The sequence below is a fragment of the Sphingobacterium sp. MAE genome, assembly GCF_056711605.1.
Map to the genome: position 1 here is coordinate 4,755,351 of NZ_CM160044.1, position 20,596 is coordinate 4,775,946.

The window sequence follows — 20,596 nt, forward strand, 5'->3', positions numbered from 1 at the left end:
ATTTATAAATTTTAAGCTAACATCAACCCTTGAGGCCTAAGTTAGGATCCAAAACACCTGCTATAACTGTTCGTATTATTACAGACCAAATATGCGAAATGGTCTCACCACCTCCATCTTGTATTGTACATAGCAGCTCATCATCAAAGAAAGCTTTTGACTGTTGGGGATACGAATACGTTCTTTTAATATGCTATGGGCAGGAATCTGTTTAATTTTTTTCAATAATGACCAATAATATTTATAGGCAAGATAAACTCCGAATTTAGAAGAACTTGGCAATTTTTTTATTCCGACTAGTGCTTCCCTAAATTCACTTTCGATATCCTGCTCGATCGCAAATTTAACATGGTTATCAAACCCCCGCATATCGACATCCGGGAAATAAGTACGCCCCAGGATATGGTAATCATCTTTCAGGTCTCTGAGAAAATTAATTTTCTGAAAAGCTGAACCAAGCTTCATGGCATAAGGTTTCAATTTTTGGTATTCTTCTTTACATCCACCCACAAAAACATGTAAACACATCAGTCCCACCACTTCTGCCGAACCCAGTATATATTCCTTGTACCGATCTTCATCGTATGTCACTTGATGCAAATCCATCTCCATACTTTTCAGAAATTGATCGACCAAGCTACGATCTATTGCGTAGCGATGTACCGTCTCCTGAAAAGATTGCAGTATCGGGTTAAGTGAAATCTGCTCATTGAGCGCTTGATCCGTCTGCTCCATAAAACGGGTCAGCAGCAACCGTTTATCATAGCCATGAAAACTATCTACAATTTCATCTGCCAGCCTAACATAGCCATAGATCGCATATATAGCCTGCCTGATGGAGGGATGGAGCGCCATAATACCTAATGAAAAACTCGTACTGTATTTTTTTGTCGTGGATTTGCTTACCTCGTAAGATAATTCATCAAACAGTTTCTTCATGGTGCTTTAGGTTAAGTTTATGAACTTCATTTGCAACTATTTTTCCGGATATAATAGCCGGAGGAACCCCTGGTCCCGGAACAGTCAATTGACCAGTATAATATAAATTAGCTAGTTTCTTATTCTTAATAGCCGGTTTCCAAACCGCAGTCTGCCCCAAGGTATTGGCTAGGCCATATGCATTTCCTTTATAAGCATGATAATCAGCGATAAAGTCACTTACACAGTAACTTCTCTTATAATCAATTTTGGATTTAAGATCTTCTACCCCTACATGCTTAGCCAATCGTGCCAGCATTTGATCCAGATAACGCTCTCTGACAGCCTCATCATCCTCAATCCCAATGGCCAATGGCATCAATAGAAAAATATTTTCATGGCCTACAGGCGCGACATCAGGATCGGTCTTAGAAGGACAGCAACTATAGAACAAGGGATTATCCGGCCATTTTTTTTCCTTATAAATGGCATCGATATGAATATCCAGATCATGCTCAAAGAACAGGGTATGATGTTTCAGATTTGGTATTGGTTCACTAAATCCAAGATAATAAATTAAACTCGATGGTGCAAATATGCGATCTTCCCAATACTTATCGGTATAATTGCGATACTTTTCGTCCAACAGCGTTTCGGTATGATGGTAATCTGATGAGGCGATAACCGCATCAAATGCCATAGAAACACCATTGATCAGCAATGTACTTACCTGATCATGTTGCGTATCGATCCGCTCCACATGATGATTAAAATAAAATTTTACACCCTGATTTTCTGCGACAGTATGCATCGCTTTGATCACTTCATAAAACCCGCCCATTGGGTACCATGTTCCCAAGGCGTACCCTCCATAATTCATCAAGCTATAAAGCGCCGGAATATTTTTCGGTGAAGCCCCTAAAAATATGACAGGAAACTCCATTAAGGCAATCAGTTTGGGATGAGTAAAATATTTCTTGACATACGACCTAAAGTCAGATAATAAATCCAACTTAAAGGCACTCTTGGCAATCTTTGGTGAAAAGAATTCCCACCATGAGTGACAGGGTTTATAGACAAACTCTTTCATCCCGACCTCATACTTATAGCGAGCGGCTTCCATAAATTCATCCAGTTTTTGGCCACTTCCTGCTTCTATATCTTCGAAGATCACGCGCAACTCATCATAATTTTTTGGAACTTCAAAATTTCCATCTGAAAAAATCATTTCAAATTGAGGATCAAGAGCTACAAGCTTATAAAAATCTTCGGGTTGATAACCGAAATCATGAAAAAAATCAGCAATAATATCAGGCATCCAGTACCAGCTAGGCCCCATATCAAAGGTATAACCATTGTCTGTTTTAAATTGCCTAGCTCGTCCACCCGGGATACTATTTTTTTCATAAACATGTACCTCGTGACCGGCTTTAGCCGCATAGCACGCTGCAGAAAGACCGGAGAAACCTGAACCTATAATCGCTATCTTCATTGAAATCAAATTAATGGTATTTGTTAGTTTAAGAGTAAATAAATAACCTCATTTATACACTTTTTGTTTTTAAAAGACACAAAATATCATAAATTGACACCTTGCCCCCCTATTATCATGCAGACCCTTTTACAATCTAGAGTATGTACCCGTTAATTATCACTATAAGGATAATTTTCTGATACTGAATTCAGTAAATCAGCAACATCAATATTTTGATTATAGATGGATTGATGAAAATGTGCTAATTTCTGCAACAACCGAATCAATTCCATCTTTTCCTTATGCGTCAGATCACCTGTAACAATTTGGCTTGCTTGACGAATTTTATGCATTTGATCTTCCAGGACTCGTAACCCCTCAGCTGTTATGGATATGACTTTACTCCTTTTATCTTTCTCCGAATTTTTTTGTTCTACCCATCCTTGATGAATAAGCCGATTGATAATTTGCATACCAAGAGGCTTATCATGAATGTTACGTTTGATGAGTTCCATTTTGATCATGGCTCCAAAAACCTTGAGATTGATCAAATAAATAAACTCTTCTTGTGTAGAAAACGCCGAATCATGAATAGCCGATTTGGAATACGTCCTGGCATATCGATTCATATGCACAATTAGCGTACTGATCACACTCTCAGCATTGCGTCCATCCGCTTTCCCTTCCCAATCGGGTTCTGCTAGTAGTTCTGCTTCAAAGTGATCGACAATGTATTTCCGAAGGCCTTTGCTGTCTTCGCTATATGTTTTTCCTTTTTTACATTCGTATTCGAATTGCTCGATCAGGTCAATCGTTTCTTTTAATAAGTTATAATTCATAATGTTGATGATTATAGAATGTGATATTCCTTAAGCTTAACAAAGGTATAAAATTATACTATATTTTATATTAAAAATAAAAACAAGTTGACTATTAACCTAAATTAATAATAGAAGAATTCGATCCCATTCCATAAAACAAGCAGGAACTATATGTTAATTTATAAAATTTTTTATAAAAAATAAACCAGTAAAATCTATTAAACTTTCCTGCTATTACAGTAAATAAACTTAAGCAATTAATACTTCGAAACACCAACGATATGCACATTAATGTATAAAAAAAGCTGCAACCCCATTCTAGATTGGATTACAGCTATTATAAATGATTAAAATGGATTTAAAATTATAGGAATTTCAATACAAGATCTGCTTAAGGCATCAAAACATGATCGATCACATGGATTACACCATTTGACTGCTGTACATCAGCTATGGTGACTTTAGCATCCTTTCCTTTTGCATCGCGGATATACAGATCTTTCCCTTTCATCCAAAACGTTAACATTCCACCTTCTACCGTTACCATCTGAGCTTTACCACCTTTTTCTTTTACTGTTTTTAAAATGGTAGCAGCATTAAAATTTCCAGCCAATACATGATAGGTCAAGATCTGTGTCAACATCTTTTTATTTTCTGGCTTCAATAGATTATCCACCGTACCTTTTGGCAATAAATTGAATGCTTCATTGGTAGGTGCCAACACCGTAAAAGGACCTTTTGACGATAATGTTTCGACAAGGCCGGCAGCTTTGACAGCAGCGACCAATGTGGTATGATCTTTTGAGTTGACCGCATTCTCCACAATATTTTTAGTTGGATACATAGGTGCTCCGCCTACCATTACTGTTTTCATTTTGTCGGCATGTTGTGCCAGTACATTTCCGCTGCATAGAACACCCATGACTAACAGACTGAGTGCCATAAAATTTAATTTCGTTTTCATTTCTTAGTTTTTTAAAGATGTCATTTCTATCATATACGACATTATGGTGCAAGCGGATTTCATGTGCAACAACTATTTTAAAGATAAAAAAGAGCTGCGATGTTAGTGCATCATTACCAATGCATTAAATTTTTAAAGAGATGCATAAATTATTAATCTAAATACATATATTTGGAACTCAAAGACTAATTGATTGAGTCCGATACACCATTTAGAAGAAGACACCCTCATTTCCTTACTGCAAAAGAAGGATCAACGTGCATTTAATTATCTATACGATCATTATGCAGGGGCGCTCTATGGAATCGTGATCCGGATCGTGTCGTTCAAAGAATATGCGGATGAAGTAATTCAGGATGTATTTGTCAAAATATGGAAATATATCGATTCATTTGATGCGGCACGTGGCAAGCTTTATACTTGGATCATCAATATAGCCCGCAACTCGGCTATCGATTATGTCAAATCTAAGAGTGTTCAAAACGAACAAAAAAACCAATCTCTTCCAGATATCGTAGATGTTAAAGAAAGACATAACTTTAGCATCTCGACACACGTTGATCATATTGGTTTTAAAAATGTATTGAATGAATTACGAGCAGAGTGGAGAGAGCTTATTGAGATGGCGTACTACGAAGGGTACACGCAGCAGGAGATTGCCGAGAAATTGAATATTCCTTTAGGGACGATCAAAACCCGTACTCGGGGCGCACTTTTAGAATTAAAAAAAATACTTAAAGAATACGAATAACAGTGGATACTAAAGAATACATATCGTCAGGAATTATAGAAGCGTATGTGATGGGTCTCGCCAGTGAAGAAGAGGTGAGTATCTTGATGTGCATACGTCAACATAATACTGAAGTAGAGCAAGCGATTTTGGAGGCAGAAATGACCTTAGAAAATCTTGCCACTCGTCAAGCTATGTCCCCTCCTCCCGAATTGAAAGCTGCGATCTGGAATACACTATCGCAACAGGAGACGACCTCTTCGAGTCCATTGGAACCACAACAACAAGATCTTGCGTCCATCAAACCGATGGCGTCACCATCATCTGCAGCAGAAAGACCAGTACGCACATTGGCCGCACGCAATTGGGCCATTGCAGCTTCGATATTACTGGTGGCCAGTATCGGTGCCAATATCTTTTACCACAATCAAAGTGTCAATGATCAAGATATGCTAGTACAGGCATTAGTAGAAAACCAGTCCACTGAGCAAAAGCTTCAACATATCCAAGAGAAATGGAAATTGTTGCAAGACCCCGTGATCAAGACCGTGACTCTGGTCGGTGTGGAGCAGCACCCGCAGCTCAAAGCCCATGTTTTTTGGAATACAAAAACAACAGATGTATACTTGAGCTTAGAAAATCTACCTGCTGCACCAAAAGGCAAGCAGTATCAGCTATGGGCAATCGTCGATGGCAAACCTGTCGATGCAGGTGTATTTCCATTGGACAAAACCGACCAGGTGACTATAATGCACCAGATCCCAGCAGCACAGGCCTTCGCCATAACACTTGAAACCATAGGCGGTAACCCCACTCCAGACCTCACACAGTTATATGTAATGGGCAACACCTAATCGGGTGTTTCTTTAATCTTTAGACTTTGTCCACAATTTTTCATTACCCCAACAGAAGCATTTAATTTTCGTAACAGGGCTCATACTTTTGTTTTATTTTGTAATTAATGAGCAAAGCATCCGATCTTTTTGATCACGTTGAATCATTTTTTTGCGCATTAATAATAAGATTTTAAGTATTTGAAAAAATAGCTTAATATTAACGGTAAATTATTACAAATAGAACCCCAGGGTCTCTATATAAAAGCTTCTCGTGCTGTTATATTTGCTTTATAAAACGTTGAATGTAATAGAATACAGGTCATTACATTTATAAAAGAGCACTTAGTTTGTCATTTTACATAACCATATATTACCCTTATGAAAAAGATTTTAGCACTTGTCCTGCTAACGATTACACTGTGCTCAGCGGCATGCAGTTCAAAAGAAAACATTGAACCCGAAGAAATCAATATCTTAAGCCAAACCGTTTGGCTCAGAAAAGATATGTCCTCAGAAATCATTTATGGGGGAGGCGATAATTATCTCAAATTACATTTTAAGCCAGATTACTCCTATGAAATCGTGCGTATAAAAGGCGATAAGGTCAATAGCATCTATGAAGAAGGATCATACACGATCGCAGACAATAAAAATGTGATCTTGAATACGCAGAAAAACAATCAAAAAACCTCCTTACGCTATGTTTTGGAGAATAATAGAACACTCAATCGCGTAACTGAGGATGGTCAGATTCTGACACATGCCTATGAAGCTTATATTAAACAATAAATTACACTGATCACTTTACATCCTTAATACAAGAAACAAGATCATGGGCATCCATCGGTTTTTTCAGCTTAGCATCAAAGTAAATTTGATGATTTTGCTGTTCTACCTCCATATACATACTATCGGCTGTAAAGACAAAAACACGGATATGCTGCCATGCTGGATTATTGCGAACCCGATTTAGAATTTCCCAGCCGTCCATATCGTTCATATGCAGATCGGTAATCACAATTTCTACAGGCTGCTCTTCCATATAGGCTAGTGCGGCCTCCCCTTTTTCAAAAATATGTATTTTAGGAAAATTCTTAAAATAATGTTTCAGATAAAGAATATTGATCCGATTATCTTCAATGATTACTATATCTATATCAGGAAGATCTTCCAGCACATACGTTTGTGGCACCTGCTCGATCTTCTTCGTCTGCTTGATAGGCACTGATAGTGTAAAGGTCGATCCTTTTTCCAGTACACTGACCAGGTCTATGGTTCCTGCTAATTGCTCGGCAAATAATTTGGAGATATACAGACCAAGACCAAAGCTACTCGACTGATTTTTAGCACCAGCCATATAATACTGTCTAAAGACCAGAGCCTGCTCTTTTTCCGAAATACCGACACCACTATCCTTCACTTCAACAGAAAGAAATGATTCACCATTTTTGATTTTCATGGATGCAGCGACATACACCTCTCCTTTTGGGGTGTACTTAATGGCGTTGCTCAATAAGTTGGAGACAATTTGTTTGACTCTAAAAGCACTGCTATAGATGAGTAAGGTGGGATCAATATCAATCTTAGCCACGAGTCTGATAGTTTTTACTGAAGCCTGATGCTCATGAACCTTAATGATATCCAAGAGCAATTGATGCACTGCAAAATACTCGTATTGAACCTCCAGTGCGCCAGCCTCCAATTTACTCAAATTCAAAATATCATTGACCGTCGTATTGATCACCTCAATTTCATGCGATGCCGAATCCAAATATTCTGGTAGAATTAATTTATTGTCATTATTCTTTCTCAAAATATCAATGATACCGCGCAACGAAGTAAGAGGTGAGCGAACCTCATGGCTTACGCTGGCCAAAATGGTCGTTTTTTCAGCAGCTATCTTATCGGCATAATCCCGCTCCTCTTGTAGTTTCCGTTCATAAGCAACAGCGTTGGACTGATAGAAAAAGGTGATAATAATTAATAAGAGGATAATAATAAACGATGCAACAAGTTGATTTCTGAAATTAACCGTGTTTACTTGATAGAGCATCAGATCCTTTGCCTGCGCTTGACGAAGCTGTACCGTCTCCTGATCCCTGATTTTATCAATACCTTTTCGCAGATTGTCCAACAAGTCACGATTAGCTTGAATAAGTTCCTTTTCTTTATCTTGCAATGCCGTAAATTTCTCTTGAAGTGCGCTAAAATTCTCGCGGTAAACCTTTCTATTTTGTTGGATCAAATATTCGATGTTACGCGAAATCACATCTCTTTGGATCATACTAAAATCCTGTGTGATGGTACTGGCAACTAGCGTATCATTTTTAGCTTTAAAAATCCGGTTAAATAGTTTTTCCTTTTTTCGGATTGTCGTATCGCGTTTGAGTGTATTGAAAGAGCTATCACTCATGATCCGATTGACAATCGGATCCAGTTTCTCAAACTTAGGCTCCCGATAAGATGTTTTAGTTTCCGAAGATAATGTTGACAAAGAATCACTGGTAAAAAAGATCAGCTGATCGACCGTATGCTTGAGAGAAGCAAATTCTGTCGATAATCTCTTTTTATGAGCAACATCCGCAGCGCTGACTTCCAAATTGTGGTCATGTAGTGTTAATTTGGATAATGAATCAACAAATAATTTGACCGTGTCCAACTTATTTTTATAAGCATCGTAGTTTTTTTTATCAAAATTGACGGTATGTAATCGAAAAAGGTTGTCCGCTTCATTATACACAGAAAACAAGCCGTATAATCCAGATGATCGCTCATTCAAAGCTGCATAGGCGGCATTAAGCCGTTCTTTTACTTTTTGCTGCTCAAAGTACTGATATATAAATATCGTCATGAGGTAAGCAAAAGAAGCAATAAGTGCTGCTATTAATATTTTCCTGAGCAGGAATGTCTTTTTCTTTTTTACTGTGGACAAGAGTTCGTATTTTTACAGTTAACAGATGAACGCCAACATCTTCCTAGATATTTTTGCCTAATGCCGAATTATTTGTGATTTAAAATACAAGCAAAAATAACTATTTTAATCATCCATATATCCTAAAAGCAGCTAAAATATAGGAGTATTCATCAATTTGTAGTTCATTCTCTACAAGAAAAGAGATTTTGTTAATAATTTATCGACAGAGATATACTCTTAAGAATAATAACATATCCTAAACTTAAAATAATCGGCTTTTTTAATCAAGTGCCAAAACATAAAATACTTGCAACGGAAACCATATAATAATGAAGGCTACAATTGAATAAAAATAATTTTACAAAAAAAATAATATTCGCAAACCCACAATTATATACGATTCTATTTCAGCATTTTACATAGATGATAAGCAAAGCCATCATGTATAATCTTTAAAACTGGCATGTTGTTTGATATATTTTTGATTAAAAACAAAGAATTTAATGATATTATAGTAATCGTTTCCTGCTGATATTTTCTTAAATAGGTGTAAATACTATCTGTAACATTAAATTTTTCGTTAAAAGAAAAATAATTCCCATATCGAAACATGGCTTTTTTCAGTAATCTATTTAAAAGAGAAAAAAAATCTACTTCTGTTAGATCGATAATTCAATTGGAATTTCTAGAAGTCGATATGCATAATCATTTACTTCCAGGGATTGATGATGGAAGTACTTCGGTGCAGCAGTCGCTCGGTTTTATTAAGGAGCTTAACAGTTTAGGATTTAAAAAATTTATCTGTACTCCTCATATTATGGATGGTGTTCATCCTAACACTAAATTTAGCATCACACAATCTCATCAAGCTCTGCTCGAAGGATTAAGAAAAGCTGGTAGCAATATTGAAATTTTTCCTGCTGCGGAGCATATGATAGACGATGGTTTGCATACATTAATTCAAAACAACGATTTATGTTTAATGCCAGGAGGTTATGTACTGATCGAGATGTCTTATCTATCGGAATCAAAAGCATTATTTCAAACTATTCTAAATATAAATAAATTAGGATATAAGCCTATTTTGGCACATCCAGAACGTTACAATTACTATCATACTAATTTTGATATTTACAAACAAATTAAAGATGCAGGTTGCTTACTACAATTAAATCTATTGTCCCTGAGTAGATATTATGGTGTTGATGTAAAGGCAATAGCAATGACACTAGTCAAATCTGGTATGTATGATTTTGTTGGTACCGATTTACATCATGAAAAGCACTTGCAATCTTTAAAAAATGTTGTTGAAAAATATCCCGTTAGAGAAATGTTAAAATCTTGCAATATCCTTAATCCTACATTAATAGACCATATTAATGATCAAAATGGAAATCAAATTATCGCTTGATAACTTTATAAAAAGGCAATGTTTTTGATAACATTATCTTTTATCATCAATATGATTAACATCTTAATAGATTTAATCATCATTTCGCCTTACATTCCTTTTCAGCATAATTTATCTACATACAGGTTTGTCTTTTTAAAATTACTAATCCCTAGTATCTATTTTTCGCCAGTATAGTTTCGATCAATACAAAAAACATAAATAAATTCAGAATATAGAACGATACCTACTCATAATTCCGAATAAACACTCTTGGATCATCATAATGTCTAAGAACAAAAGCTATACTTGCACAACATTTGAATGGAAATCAAAACATCATCTATATTCATCCTAAACTGAACTTAATGGAAGTTAAATTGTTAAAATTAAGACATCGATTAAATAAAACGATAGCTTACCGTATCCATAACAAAAAAAGCACCGATCGTTAGATTTAAGTATGCCAGATTAAGCCTTTGGTAATAAGGTACTCATAGCAATTTATTGATTAAAAAGACTCTTATGGAAGAAGAAAAAAATAATATGGAAGCCAGGATTATCTTGTATAATCAGCATTATGGATTTTTAGAAAATCCAACAAATTTTAATTTTGATCGACATCCACATCGATTGATCATCAAAAATTATGCATTACGCAATAAAGACCGAAAGATCTATGAAAATTACCTAAATAATTTTTTCCCGAACGAAGCAGCACAGGAATTAGCTAATTTTGATTCCGAAATTACACATGTTGTGGCACTCAGCAATAAAGATGTAAGTGTTTGGTTATTGGAAAATCAGGTTAAGTTGCTCCAATCGGATATTAATGAAACGGACAAAGATGCCATTTTTAAAGTATTACATATTGCAGATGGCGAAAATCCAGATGCATACCTAGAAGAAGAAGGTGGATTTATCCTGAAAAATATTTCACCATTAAAAATAGTCGATCTCCCATACCGAGTTTGGTTGAATAAAAGCTCAGCCTACGCTAAAAATGTGAGACCTTAAACATTCATTTTATACGATTTACCTATGCTCTATATTTTAAATGAACAGACATATGACCTGAGTCCCACATTTAGTGAAAATTTAATGGAAGATGGACAAAATGTGGTCAAGACAACATTTATCAATTCAAAAAATGAAAAATTCTTTCTGATTTCAAAAGCAGATATTGCTGAGGTATTTTATGACGAAAATCATCAATCCTTAGACACCGAAGAAGCGATCAAAAGAATACAGGAATAGGTCAATGACCTATTCCTATTCGCATAGCATTATACTTCTTATTTTATTCCAATCGCATCCGGTTGATAATTCACTCTCGTTTTCGACAAGCATTCTGGAAAAGTTGTTCGAATATAGTTAATCATCTCTTCGCGTATATAACAACGCAGATCGAAAGCCTGTCCTGAATTGCGGCAGCTCATCAAACAGCGAATCTCCATCGTCTTTTCTTTCAGGTCTGTCACCTGCAATACATTAACTTTCCCATCCCATAAAGGATGATGCTCAAGCAATGAGGTTAATTTCTCCCGCAATTGTTGTACAGGAATACCAAAATCAACATAAATAAAAGCAGTTCCTAAAATCTCCGCGGTAGATCTTGTCCAATTTTGGAAAGGCTTTTCAATAAAATAGGTGATCGGCAAGACCAAGCGTCGCTTGTCCCAAATATTGACCACGACATAGGTCAGATTGATCTCTTCCACCTTGCCCCACTCCCCTTCTACCACCAATACATCATCCATACGGATCGGTTGTGTAAACGCAATTTGAAAACCTGCCAATAAATTGCCAAGCGACTTCTGTGCAGCAAAACCGATGATAATACCTCCAACACCAACACCTGTTAATAATCCAGCTCCGATTTTTTGCATGCTTTCAAAACTCAATAAGATAATGGCAAAACATACGACAATAATGATAGCAACAAAAACCTTTCGGATAAACACAATCTGCGTTCTGATTTTCCGTTCACGTAGATTATTCTCCTTATTGATATCGAAGCGATGATACAGGTAATCTTCAAAAACTTTAATGGCTTGGATCAAAACTACCGCAAAAAAACTGACCAATAAGATTTCGTTAATTTTACTGACGATATGAAGTGTCGACGTATTGAATCGACTCAAGGGCAACAGACCATTAAAGACAACGAGCGGAATAAATAGGCTCAAAATCTTGTTAAATCGACGTATAAAAGATCGAAATAAAGAGTAGGAAGACTGCGCTATTGCCTGATAACGTAAAATGGGTATAAATAGAATTTTTATCAGAATACCGATCAGAAAAGAAAATAGGATAAATACTGTATTCCATAACCAGGCGGGAAATTTTTGTGAAAGTTGAATTAATTCTTCGTTCATCATTATTTTTCATTTTTTATGCTAACCACTCTTATTCTCTACCTATATAACGGTCTGCAGAGCGTAACGTTTGTTTTATTTTAAAAAAGGAAGAAAAATGAGCAAAAAGATATCCATTCCGATGATATGAACGACCGTGGAATTAAACCTATTTATTTTAAAATGATGACCCATGGTACTACCACAATCCAAGATAATCACTCATCTCATATTAAAACATGCTATTCAGGGACATATGATTTTCAAGCATCCGTTATGATTCAGATACCCGAAGATCAAACAACGGACTGATACACGAGCAAAGCCGCCGCGAGATCCTCGATAGCCAGTCCCGCCGATTTAAAGAGTGTAATTTCAGTCGATGATGATCTCCCTTTAATTTCCCCACAGCAGAGTTCTTTGATATCCCCTTTTATACTTTGCGGATCCAATACTCCTGTAGCAATTGGAATCGCTAGTTCCCCTGTTTCATGAAGCGCACCTGCTCGCGAATCGACAAAGATGCTACTCTTCATAATGGCTGTATCATCTACTTCGCGTGTTTTAGGCGTATGAGACCCGATTAGATCCAAGTGGGTACCCGCCTTAATCCATTCTCCTAGTATCAAAGGTTCATGACTCAGCGTAGCGCAGGAGATCACATCTGCCTGACCCACTGCTTCCTTCAAATTATCGACATAGGTCACGTGATCAAATCCTGCCTTTTGCAAGTCGGATACCAATGTCGCCCCTTTCGATGGATTACGTGTCCAGATGAATACTTGACTATAGTGACGTACCGCCGAATGCGCTTGCAAAAGATGTTGAGCAACTTTCCCTCCTCCAACAATTAACAGAGTTTTTGAATCTTCTCGAGCTAAATAAGATGCCGCTAAAGCAGAAGTGCAGGCTGTTCTTCGGGAAGTCAAGCCTGCTGCATCCATCTGCGCTACAGGTTGCCCGGTGACGGCATCCAATAAGGTATATAAGGCATGAATAGCCGGTAGTTGTTTGGTATGGTTATCAGGAGCGACAACAACTTGTTTGATTCCAATATAATTGTCCGTCCAGGAAGGCATTAAAATAAGGGTATTTTCAGTTCCCTCAGCATTTTGATAAAAGTGATGATGCCGAACTGGCATCGTGAATGTTGATTGAAAAATCTGGCGCAGCGCTTCAATCAATTTATCGTATTTAAGTATCGCATCAATCGTTTCTTTTTCAATAATTTTCATATGTTCCCCAGCATTTGGTAAAACCCTAAACATAACTAAAAATAAAGAAGTCCAGTCCTTGTAAACTACCTTTTGATAACCGTTTTTTACCCAAAAGAGCTGAGGGAAGTTAAATAATTAACTTCCCTCAGCTCTTGGATATGATGCGATCTATTTAGTGATGACTATGGTGGAGACATTCTCCATCACTTCTCATTATCGTTACATCTGCGCAGCATGTGTGATTGACTTAATTTCCTGTCGTAGGCGTTCCTGATGAATTGATCGCCGCGACATTCGTTAACTTCACTTCCACTTCAAATGTTCCTTCCATCAAAACACGAAATCCAAATACAGGATTGATATTATGGTTAGGATGTCCATCCATCGCTGCAAAGCGCATCGGTATACGGTAATAAATATTGTAATCCCAATTTGTCTTCCCATCATTGAATTTTGTTAGGGGAAACGGAGCTACTTCATAATCACATACCAATGCGTTGTTTGTGGCAACAACCGGATTGAAACGAACGTGCGATTCAAACGTAGGACGATCTCCACGCTTGATGACCTGTCTCGCACTTGGGTCCCATGCGCGACCATTTTTATCAACAACTTTTAGGATCACACGTGCACCTTCATCAGAAACCTTTTTACAGGTCAATTTGATATTACTATTATAAGCCGGTGTAAACGTTTCTGATGCATTTGATCCCGTAAGCGAGGCATATGTTATTGCAAAAACGTCCTCAAAAAATGGTTCGATCACATGTATCTCGGCAAATGCTTTATAGATTTTGGTGCCCTTGCGATTCGTTGCCTGCAAATCAAAAGTATAGACCCCTAAAGGTAGATTTGCAGATGCGCGATTAAAACTGATCTGCCCGCTGATCGGGTTAAATTCCATTGGTGTTACCTGCTTCAACTCCCGCTTTGCTTTCAGAAGAGCGACAGTGGTATCAGTGGCAGCATTAAACGTCATTCCTTCTTTAAAAACTTCAATTTCGTAGGTCTTTGAAAATTCTGCCGGAGCAGGTTCTCCCGTCAATTTATTGCGCAGGTTGATCATCTTAAAATCAAATGGAGGCGTCGATCCATCTGCATTGATCCGATCCGAAAGTGTGAGCGTCATTCCCCGCTTACAGTAAATCACACTGTCACGATACCGAATGGTATCACTCAAAAATCCTTCCTCAATCTTCGAACAGGAGGAGAGGATCATACCGGCCATCACGCATAAAAGGATCGTATATCTGGTTATATTATTCTTTTTCATTGGAATATATTTTATTTTTATCGGTCATAATGCTATCATGAGCAGTATAGATCACTTTGTTGAGTTTTTACTCCTCATAATTTTATAAACACAGCATTTTAAGCTCCCAATCTTGAAGATGATCTTCAAATTAATTGGCAGCCATTTTTTCTTTATTAAAAAATAAATGATGATCACCATGCAGCACATGGATCACACCTGTGGTGGTAATAATTCCTGAAGTCTGTACATCTACGCGTTGATCCCGCTCGGCTTCTGGGATCGCATTTTGGTTTGGTTCTTCCGCATCCAGCGTTCCATTCACTTTTGCATAATATAAATAATCCACATAATCGACATAAGAGCTATAATCTCTTGTTCTCCTCAATCCCAACTGAAATCGTACCCCACTGATAGGGCCAAATAAATTGCTAAAATATGCGCCATTGACATCGAGTTTTTCGCGCTCAACCTTTCCTTTAAACATATAGATCTTCAATGAATCCAATCGTTTTGGATCAATATCATCAATGGTAAAAGAGATATTTTCATCCCCTAGCTCTGCGATACGCTGTTGCTTTTTTGCACTCACGTATGCCGCTACGCCCCAATTTGTTGTCGCATAAAAAGTGATATCACTGTTCACCAGCTCTTTTAAGTTAGCCCGATCGATGATCCGCACCAATGAATCAAATTTTGGATGCGATGCCAGAAAATCATAGGTGGTCATATTCACTTTCGCTTGATGAATACCTCCATCGTTGATATAATCATCTTTCGTGCATGAAGTCAATATGTGAAAAAACAACAAGGCAAATGATAGATATGCACCAGTTTTTTTTATTATTTTAGTCATTATTTCTAAAGAATTTAAGTTTCTAAATGCGTCATTAAATCTTTCCACGCCAGTATTCTGTCTGTACCAAAAGTCTATTCTCACTAAATAAACGAGGATCTACAGGCCAGAAAAAACCACCCTGTTTAAAACGAGCCTCGCTTAACCAAGCGATATGATCTGAGTAGGTCCGGGTGCGGATCATATCAAAAAATAGATGACCTTCCAGATACAGCTCTTTTCCGCGTTCGATCATATATTCTTTCATCACTTCGGTTTTTGCTAGACCCGGTTTTAATAAAATCGACGGATCACCTCCATATCGCGTTCTTGAGGCATTGATAATGGTAATCGCCCGACTCGGATTATTCTGATAGAGCGCTATTTCCGCCTGCAACAATTTGATATCGCTCAATCTAAATAAGATTAAGTTATTACTGTTATAGGGTTCAAGTTGCTGTCCTGGATTTCTAAAGACAATATTGCTATATTTAATACACACCGGTTTATTCGTTGTATAGTTCACAAAATTATTTTTAAAGCGTACATCCAATGTATCGAGTCCCCGAGTTTGTACGGTTTCCCAGACCCATTGCCTAATGTCTTCATGCCAGACCCAATCCTCTTTCTCTTCGATCTTGTAAAAATGACTACTTAAATACGCTGGTTTGGTAAAGAAATCGGCTTCTGCACCATACGTTGGGATATAGCTATTGTTCAAAAATTTCATCCCAATATGAGCGCTCGATCCTTCTAATGTATTTTCACTTACATTCAATTCAAAAATACCTTCGCTCGATCTTCCTTTAAAAATATCACCATATTTAGCGGTATCTGCAAGTGTGTACCCCCCTTGAGCGAGTAAAGTATTGATCGTCGTATCGGCACTACTCACATCATTCATGATCGGATTGTTCGATGCGAGATCAGTTGTCGTCGCACGCCAAAGATACAAATGTGCCAATAGGGCATAAGCCGAACCTCTATTTGCTGTAACAGCTCGTTCTGCGACTGTTTTATAGCCCCAGCTTAACAAGTTTATTGCATGGCGACAATCTTCCTCGATCTGTTTCATGATCTCAACTCTAGGAGTACGACCCAGATGAGGCGCACTGATCGGATCATCATAAGACTCTGTCACTAAAGGAACATCTCCCCATATTTTAGTCAACATGAAATAAGAAAAAGCCCGAATAAAATAAGCTTGTCCCATAATTTTTTTACGGAAAGCTTCTGGATCTGCCTGCTCTAAGATCAAGATATCATTTGAGACCAACGGCATTTCTTTGAGAATGATATTGGACATTGCTATTGTTTTATAAAATACGGTCCAATTGCCATAAGACTGTGCAAAATAATTGCTGGTCCAATTTCCTTTTCCGATTTCGGGATGACTGTAACTATCCCGATTGATACCGATATAAATATCAGGAGTCATATCCCCATAGATATAATAGCGATTTCCAACTCCAGAAAAACCATCCATCAAGGCATTTCTCAATAAGGAATAATTACCAGCGATCGCAGTTTCACCTGCTTTTGGATCTTTCCAGTATACTTCTTTGAAGGTGGAATTTTGAGGTTCTTCTTCTAAAAATTTAGAGCACGATATGGAGCTCAAACCAATAGTCACAAGAAGTACCCATTTCCAATAATTGCTTATAAATAATATTTTCATGACGCTCTGATTAAAATTGTAATTCAACACCAAAAGTAAACTTGCTCGGGATCGGATAACCATTACCCTCATATTCACCGTAATAATTTACAGCCTCGGCATCCGGTAATCTTTTCGAACGCTGGAACATCATTAAATTATCTACGATACCATACATGCGAATACTTTTCATCCCCCATCCCGAGACTAAACGATTGGGCAGACTGTAAGAAAGACTCACACTCTTCACTCTGAAATAATCACCTTTGTCCATGAAAAATGTTTGACCAGCAACGGTATAATAGCGCCAAGATCCTAAAGGATAGGCTGGATAATCGGCTCGATCTCCCGGTTTACGCCAGATATTGATCTTACTAAAATCAGGTGTCGCATACTGTGCAAAACCATCGGTTGAATTGGTCGCTGCACCATTCTCAAATAAATCAGATTGATATAGATTGAGCACATCCCTGTCAAACAAAAAGGTGAAGAGTACCCCAACATTGAAATTCTTCCAAGTCACATTATTCGTCCAGCCACCGGTAAATTTGGGATTTGGATCGCCTAGCGGAAGTTTATCCGGATTGATGCCATCATTGAAGGGATCAATCATGTAGTCTCCATCCACATCTCTGATCCACATATCACCCGGAGCAAAGGGGCTTCCTCCAGAATTATAGCGGTCACCTGTCAGCGGATTGATTGGAATATCATTAGGATTTGAGAAAATCCCTAACGTTTGGTACAAGTAAAAAGTATTGATCGGGCTACCGACGGATAGAATATGTGTTTTATCAAAACGGGAACCGGCGACCACCAAATCGCGACCCGAATTAGGCAGATTCATGATTTTATTTTTCACATAGGAGACATTCAATCGGCTAAACCACTGAACAGGACTTGTTCTTGGAAGCGGATTAGCCATCAGCACCACTTCAGCACCATAGTTCCTTACGCCAACCGAATTGGTCAATGCGCGATCATACCCTGTTGTGACCGGCAATGCAACATCAAACAAGGATTGTTTATTTTCCTTGTTAAAGACGTCCAGTGCAAAAGAAAAACGGCCATTAGCAATTTCTCCATCCACACCGATATTCCACTGTGTCGAGCGCTCCCAGCTGATATTAGGCTGTGCTACCCCATCTACCAGATTGGGCGTTATCGCGGTGACACCATTATAAGAGGTTGCATTGTTATTTCCCCAGAAATTTCCAGCATTGACCCGATAAAGATTATATTGCAAGTAATTATTTCCGGGTAGTCCACCCGTTGTACCCAAACTAGCACGCAGTTTTAACATCGAAAACAAAGACTCTTTGTCTTTCATAAAGGATTCTTCCGAAACGAGCCATGCTACGGAAGCCGACGGAAAATACCCCCATTTATTACCGACGCCAAAGCGGGATGATCCATCGCCACGGATACTGGCAGAAACGAGATACCTAGAATCATAGTCATATGCCAGTCGCGAATAAAATGAAGCCATACTATAAGCCTGATAATCGGACCAAGCCGTCAGATAACGTTGCTGAAATCCTTGTATGACTTTGATTTGGTCTGAAGAACCATTCGAAGCACCCGCCCCCACTGACCGGTATTGATTATATTCCAGGTCACTTCCCAAGATCATGCTCAGGCTATGTTTGTTAAATTCTTTAGTATAACTGAAATAATTAGATGACAACACGTTGACCTGATTATCTGAAAAGACATCTTGTCTGTTTCCTGTAAAATTAGCCACTGATGAGGGTGTACTCACATCACGTCTACTGTTGGAATAGATATAAGAAGTTTGAGAGGTAAATTTTAACGCTTTTGAAAAATCATACCCCAGATTCAGGTTGAAGGTAAACTGATTACCCGTATTGACATCCGAATCATCATTATACATTCCCAAAAGATAATTTTTTCGGGTTTCACTGAGGTTGAAATAAGATGCAGGGGTGTATCTAGCTGTTACCCCCACTCCGCCGCCACCAGCTCGGGTGCGCTCTGTACGCGAATAAGCAACAATCGGATTGATCATCAACCGTTCATTCAGTGCCTTGGACATTAAGTTTAGCCGTGTTGAATAGCGCTTAAATCCGGTGGCTTTCACAATTCCTTTCTCGTCGTATAAGCCGGCACTGAAACGATAATTTGATCCCCCAAATCCCCCTCCACTCAGGCTCAGATCAGCATTATTGACCATTCCTTTTCGGTAGTACATATCCTGCCAATCGGTAGCTCCGTTAAAAGCAGGATTTAAGCTATCCGTAAGCAGAAAAGATATGTTTCGATTATCAATATCAGGTCGATATTGCTGTAATTCTTCTAAAATGCGCATTTTTTGACGTCTCTCTTCAGCTCCTATCGCTACATCTCGCAACTCAGGGCGCTGTGTCAAGCCTGAATATGCCGAAACCATCACCTGTGGTTCACGACTGATACCCTTTTTCGTGGTGATCAGGATGACACCGCTTGATGCTCTCGATCCATAGATAGCGGCAGCAGAAGCATCTTTCAGCACATCAATACTTTCAATATCCTGCGGATTAATACCTGCGATAAAATTTGTACCTGTACCTGTCACTGGAGAAGTGTATTGTTGCGGAGGCTGAGGTACTCCATCTACAACATACAGCGGGGCATTACCGACGCTAAACTCATCATACTCTCGATTTAAGCTTGTATTTCCACGTACTTGAACGGTAGGAGATGCCCCTGGTTCACCTGTAAAATTCTGTACATTTACACCCGATAGGCGTCCCTGCAGCAATTGATCAAAACTTGCCGCGGGAAGATTAGCCAATTCTTTACCCGAAATACTGGAAATGGCTGCGGTAGTTTTCTTTCTAGAGATTTTTTGATAACCGATGACGACCGTTTCATCTAAAGTGGAGAAAGTCGTATTCAGTTCAAAATTGAGCGGCGACTGTGCCTCCACTTTTAGCCTTTTTGATTCGTATCCAAGCAAGCTTGCCTCGACCATATCTCCCGGCTTTGCGACCATCGTAAACTCTCCTTTGCTATTGGTTTGTGCACTTATCTGGGTAGATAAATTTCTCAGCGTCGCTCCGACCATGGCACTTCCCGATACATCCCGGACCACACCTGTTACCTGTTGAGCAAATACATCAAACGAAAGGAGAACCACGAGGACTAATAAAAGACCTACGTTTTTCATAAATTAATTAATTTGGTTAGTTAATATTAGTTGTTTAATAGATACTCGAAGGTAAAGGAGAA

Annotated in this window: 17 protein-coding genes; 6 read left to right on the forward strand and 11 right to left on the reverse strand. The window is 38.1% G+C overall.

What is annotated here, in order from left to right:
• Positions 1 to 78 precede the first annotated feature (78 nt).
• The 4 genes from AC06G9_RS20280 to AC06G9_RS20295 all read right to left on the reverse strand — a co-directional run bounded on the left by AC06G9_RS20280 (position 79) and on the right by AC06G9_RS20295 (position 4,177).
• Positions 79 to 939: a phytoene/squalene synthase family protein gene (locus AC06G9_RS20280; protein ID WP_045753571.1), complete on the reverse strand. Its 861-nt coding sequence runs from the start codon at positions 937 to 939 to the stop codon at positions 79 to 81.
• Positions 923 to 2,410 carry a phytoene desaturase family protein gene (locus AC06G9_RS20285; RefSeq protein WP_260947965.1) on the reverse strand — a complete coding sequence of 496 codons (1,488 nt, stop codon included), beginning with the start codon at positions 2,408 to 2,410 and terminating at the stop codon, positions 923 to 925. Before AC06G9_RS20285 ends, AC06G9_RS20280 begins: the two co-directional genes overlap by 17 nt.
• Positions 2,411 to 2,562: 152 nt before the next feature.
• Positions 2,563 to 3,231 (reverse strand): MarR family winged helix-turn-helix transcriptional regulator, encoded by a 669-nt coding sequence (locus AC06G9_RS20290; RefSeq protein ID WP_045753573.1) that lies wholly within the window; start codon positions 3,229 to 3,231, stop codon positions 2,563 to 2,565.
• Between the two features lie 373 nt (positions 3,232 to 3,604).
• On the reverse strand, positions 3,605 to 4,177 hold the full coding sequence (locus AC06G9_RS20295; RefSeq protein WP_045753574.1) for a fasciclin domain-containing protein: 573 nt from the start codon (positions 4,175 to 4,177) through the stop codon (positions 3,605 to 3,607).
• A gap of 193 nt (positions 4,178 to 4,370) precedes the next feature.
• Here AC06G9_RS20295 and AC06G9_RS20300 point away from each other — a divergent pair, with 193 nt between their 5' ends.
• From AC06G9_RS20300 to AC06G9_RS20310, 3 genes are all read left to right on the forward strand, one after another.
• On the forward strand, positions 4,371 to 4,928 hold the full coding sequence (locus tag AC06G9_RS20300) for an RNA polymerase sigma factor (RefSeq protein WP_045753575.1): 558 nt from the start codon (positions 4,371 to 4,373) through the stop codon (positions 4,926 to 4,928).
• Positions 4,929 to 4,930: 2 nt separating this feature from the next.
• Entirely contained in the window at positions 4,931 to 5,761 is an 831-nt protein-coding gene (locus AC06G9_RS20305; protein ID WP_045753576.1) for an anti-sigma factor, read from the forward strand.
• A 360-nt stretch (positions 5,762 to 6,121) separates the two neighbouring features.
• The gene (locus tag AC06G9_RS20310; RefSeq protein WP_045753577.1) at positions 6,122 to 6,532 is read left to right on the forward strand and encodes a hypothetical protein; all 411 of its coding nucleotides are present in this window, start codon (positions 6,122 to 6,124) and stop codon (positions 6,530 to 6,532) included.
• 10 nt (positions 6,533 to 6,542) lie between these two features.
• On the opposite strand, the gene AC06G9_RS20315 is transcribed toward AC06G9_RS20310, so the two are convergent.
• Positions 6,543 to 8,675, reverse strand: a complete 2,133-nt coding sequence (locus tag AC06G9_RS20315; RefSeq protein ID WP_045753578.1) for a hybrid sensor histidine kinase/response regulator — start codon at positions 8,673 to 8,675, stop codon at positions 6,543 to 6,545.
• 592 nt (positions 8,676 to 9,267) lie between these two features.
• Between AC06G9_RS20315 and AC06G9_RS20320 the strand changes: the two genes are divergently transcribed.
• From AC06G9_RS20320 to AC06G9_RS20330, 3 genes are all read left to right on the forward strand, one after another.
• Positions 9,268 to 10,068 carry a tyrosine-protein phosphatase gene (locus AC06G9_RS20320; RefSeq protein ID WP_281046744.1) on the forward strand — a complete coding sequence of 267 codons (801 nt, stop codon included), beginning with the start codon at positions 9,268 to 9,270 and terminating at the stop codon, positions 10,066 to 10,068.
• A gap of 504 nt (positions 10,069 to 10,572) precedes the next feature.
• Positions 10,573 to 11,064 (forward strand): hypothetical protein, encoded by a 492-nt coding sequence (locus tag AC06G9_RS20325; protein ID WP_045753581.1) that lies wholly within the window; start codon positions 10,573 to 10,575, stop codon positions 11,062 to 11,064.
• 24 nt (positions 11,065 to 11,088) lie between these two features.
• The gene (locus tag AC06G9_RS20330) at positions 11,089 to 11,304 is read left to right on the forward strand and encodes a hypothetical protein (RefSeq protein WP_045753582.1); all 216 of its coding nucleotides are present in this window, start codon (positions 11,089 to 11,091) and stop codon (positions 11,302 to 11,304) included.
• Positions 11,305 to 11,342: 38 nt separating this feature from the next.
• Here the strand turns inward: AC06G9_RS20330 and AC06G9_RS20335 are convergent, their stop codons facing one another.
• The 6 genes from AC06G9_RS20335 to AC06G9_RS20360 all read right to left on the reverse strand — a co-directional run bounded on the left by AC06G9_RS20335 (position 11,343) and on the right by AC06G9_RS20360 (position 20,534).
• Positions 11,343 to 12,428, reverse strand: coding sequence for a mechanosensitive ion channel family protein (locus tag AC06G9_RS20335; protein ID WP_260947958.1), 1,086 nt, complete (start codon positions 12,426 to 12,428; stop codon positions 11,343 to 11,345).
• 272 nt (positions 12,429 to 12,700) lie between these two features.
• Positions 12,701 to 13,639 (reverse strand): bifunctional Delta(1)-pyrroline-2-carboxylate/Delta(1)-piperideine-2-carboxylate reductase, encoded by a 939-nt coding sequence (lhpI, locus tag AC06G9_RS20340; RefSeq protein ID WP_281046743.1) that lies wholly within the window; start codon positions 13,637 to 13,639, stop codon positions 12,701 to 12,703.
• A 229-nt stretch (positions 13,640 to 13,868) separates the two neighbouring features.
• Positions 13,869 to 14,894, reverse strand: a complete 1,026-nt coding sequence (locus AC06G9_RS20345; RefSeq protein WP_281046742.1) for a DUF5007 domain-containing protein — start codon at positions 14,892 to 14,894, stop codon at positions 13,869 to 13,871.
• A gap of 130 nt (positions 14,895 to 15,024) precedes the next feature.
• Positions 15,025 to 15,729: a hypothetical protein gene (locus AC06G9_RS20350; RefSeq protein WP_260947952.1), complete on the reverse strand. Its 705-nt coding sequence runs from the start codon at positions 15,727 to 15,729 to the stop codon at positions 15,025 to 15,027.
• A gap of 34 nt (positions 15,730 to 15,763) precedes the next feature.
• Positions 15,764 to 17,386 (reverse strand): RagB/SusD family nutrient uptake outer membrane protein, encoded by a 1,623-nt coding sequence (locus AC06G9_RS20355; protein ID WP_260947951.1) that lies wholly within the window; start codon positions 17,384 to 17,386, stop codon positions 15,764 to 15,766.
• A gap of 10 nt (positions 17,387 to 17,396) precedes the next feature.
• Positions 17,397 to 20,534 carry a SusC/RagA family TonB-linked outer membrane protein gene (locus AC06G9_RS20360; protein ID WP_480957038.1) on the reverse strand — a complete coding sequence of 1,046 codons (3,138 nt, stop codon included), beginning with the start codon at positions 20,532 to 20,534 and terminating at the stop codon, positions 17,397 to 17,399.
• Positions 20,535 to 20,596: the final 62 nt, after the last annotated feature.

Excerpts from the sequence above, each read along its gene's own strand:
- AC06G9_RS20280 (WP_045753571.1), bottom strand. The coding sequence starts at position 939 with ATGAAGAAACTGTTTGATGAATTATCTTACGAGGTAAGCAAATCCACG.
- AC06G9_RS20285 (WP_260947965.1), bottom strand. The coding sequence starts at position 2,410 with ATGAAGATAGCGATTATAGGTTCAGGTTTCTCCGGTCTTTCTGCAGCG.
- AC06G9_RS20290 (WP_045753573.1), bottom strand. The coding sequence starts at position 3,231 with ATGAATTATAACTTATTAAAAGAAACGATTGACCTGATCGAGCAATTC.
- AC06G9_RS20295 (WP_045753574.1), bottom strand. The coding sequence starts at position 4,177 with ATGAAAACGAAATTAAATTTTATGGCACTCAGTCTGTTAGTCATGGGT.
- AC06G9_RS20310 (WP_045753577.1), top strand. The coding sequence starts at position 6,122 with ATGAAAAAGATTTTAGCACTTGTCCTGCTAACGATTACACTGTGCTCA.
- AC06G9_RS20320 (WP_281046744.1), top strand. The coding sequence starts at position 9,268 with ATGGCTTTTTTCAGTAATCTATTTAAAAGAGAAAAAAAATCTACTTCT.
- AC06G9_RS20325 (WP_045753581.1), top strand. The coding sequence starts at position 10,573 with ATGGAAGAAGAAAAAAATAATATGGAAGCCAGGATTATCTTGTATAAT.
- AC06G9_RS20330 (WP_045753582.1), top strand. The coding sequence starts at position 11,089 with ATGCTCTATATTTTAAATGAACAGACATATGACCTGAGTCCCACATTT.
- AC06G9_RS20335 (WP_260947958.1), bottom strand. The coding sequence starts at position 12,428 with ATGATGAACGAAGAATTAATTCAACTTTCACAAAAATTTCCCGCCTGG.
- lhpI (WP_281046743.1), bottom strand. The coding sequence starts at position 13,639 with ATGAAAATTATTGAAAAAGAAACGATTGATGCGATACTTAAATACGAT.
- AC06G9_RS20345 (WP_281046742.1), bottom strand. The coding sequence starts at position 14,894 with ATGAAAAAGAATAATATAACCAGATATACGATCCTTTTATGCGTGATG.
- AC06G9_RS20350 (WP_260947952.1), bottom strand. The coding sequence starts at position 15,729 with ATGACTAAAATAATAAAAAAAACTGGTGCATATCTATCATTTGCCTTG.
- AC06G9_RS20355 (WP_260947951.1), bottom strand. The coding sequence starts at position 17,386 with ATGAAAATATTATTTATAAGCAATTATTGGAAATGGGTACTTCTTGTG.
- AC06G9_RS20360 (WP_480957038.1), bottom strand. The coding sequence starts at position 20,534 with ATGAAAAACGTAGGTCTTTTATTAGTCCTCGTGGTTCTCCTTTCGTTT.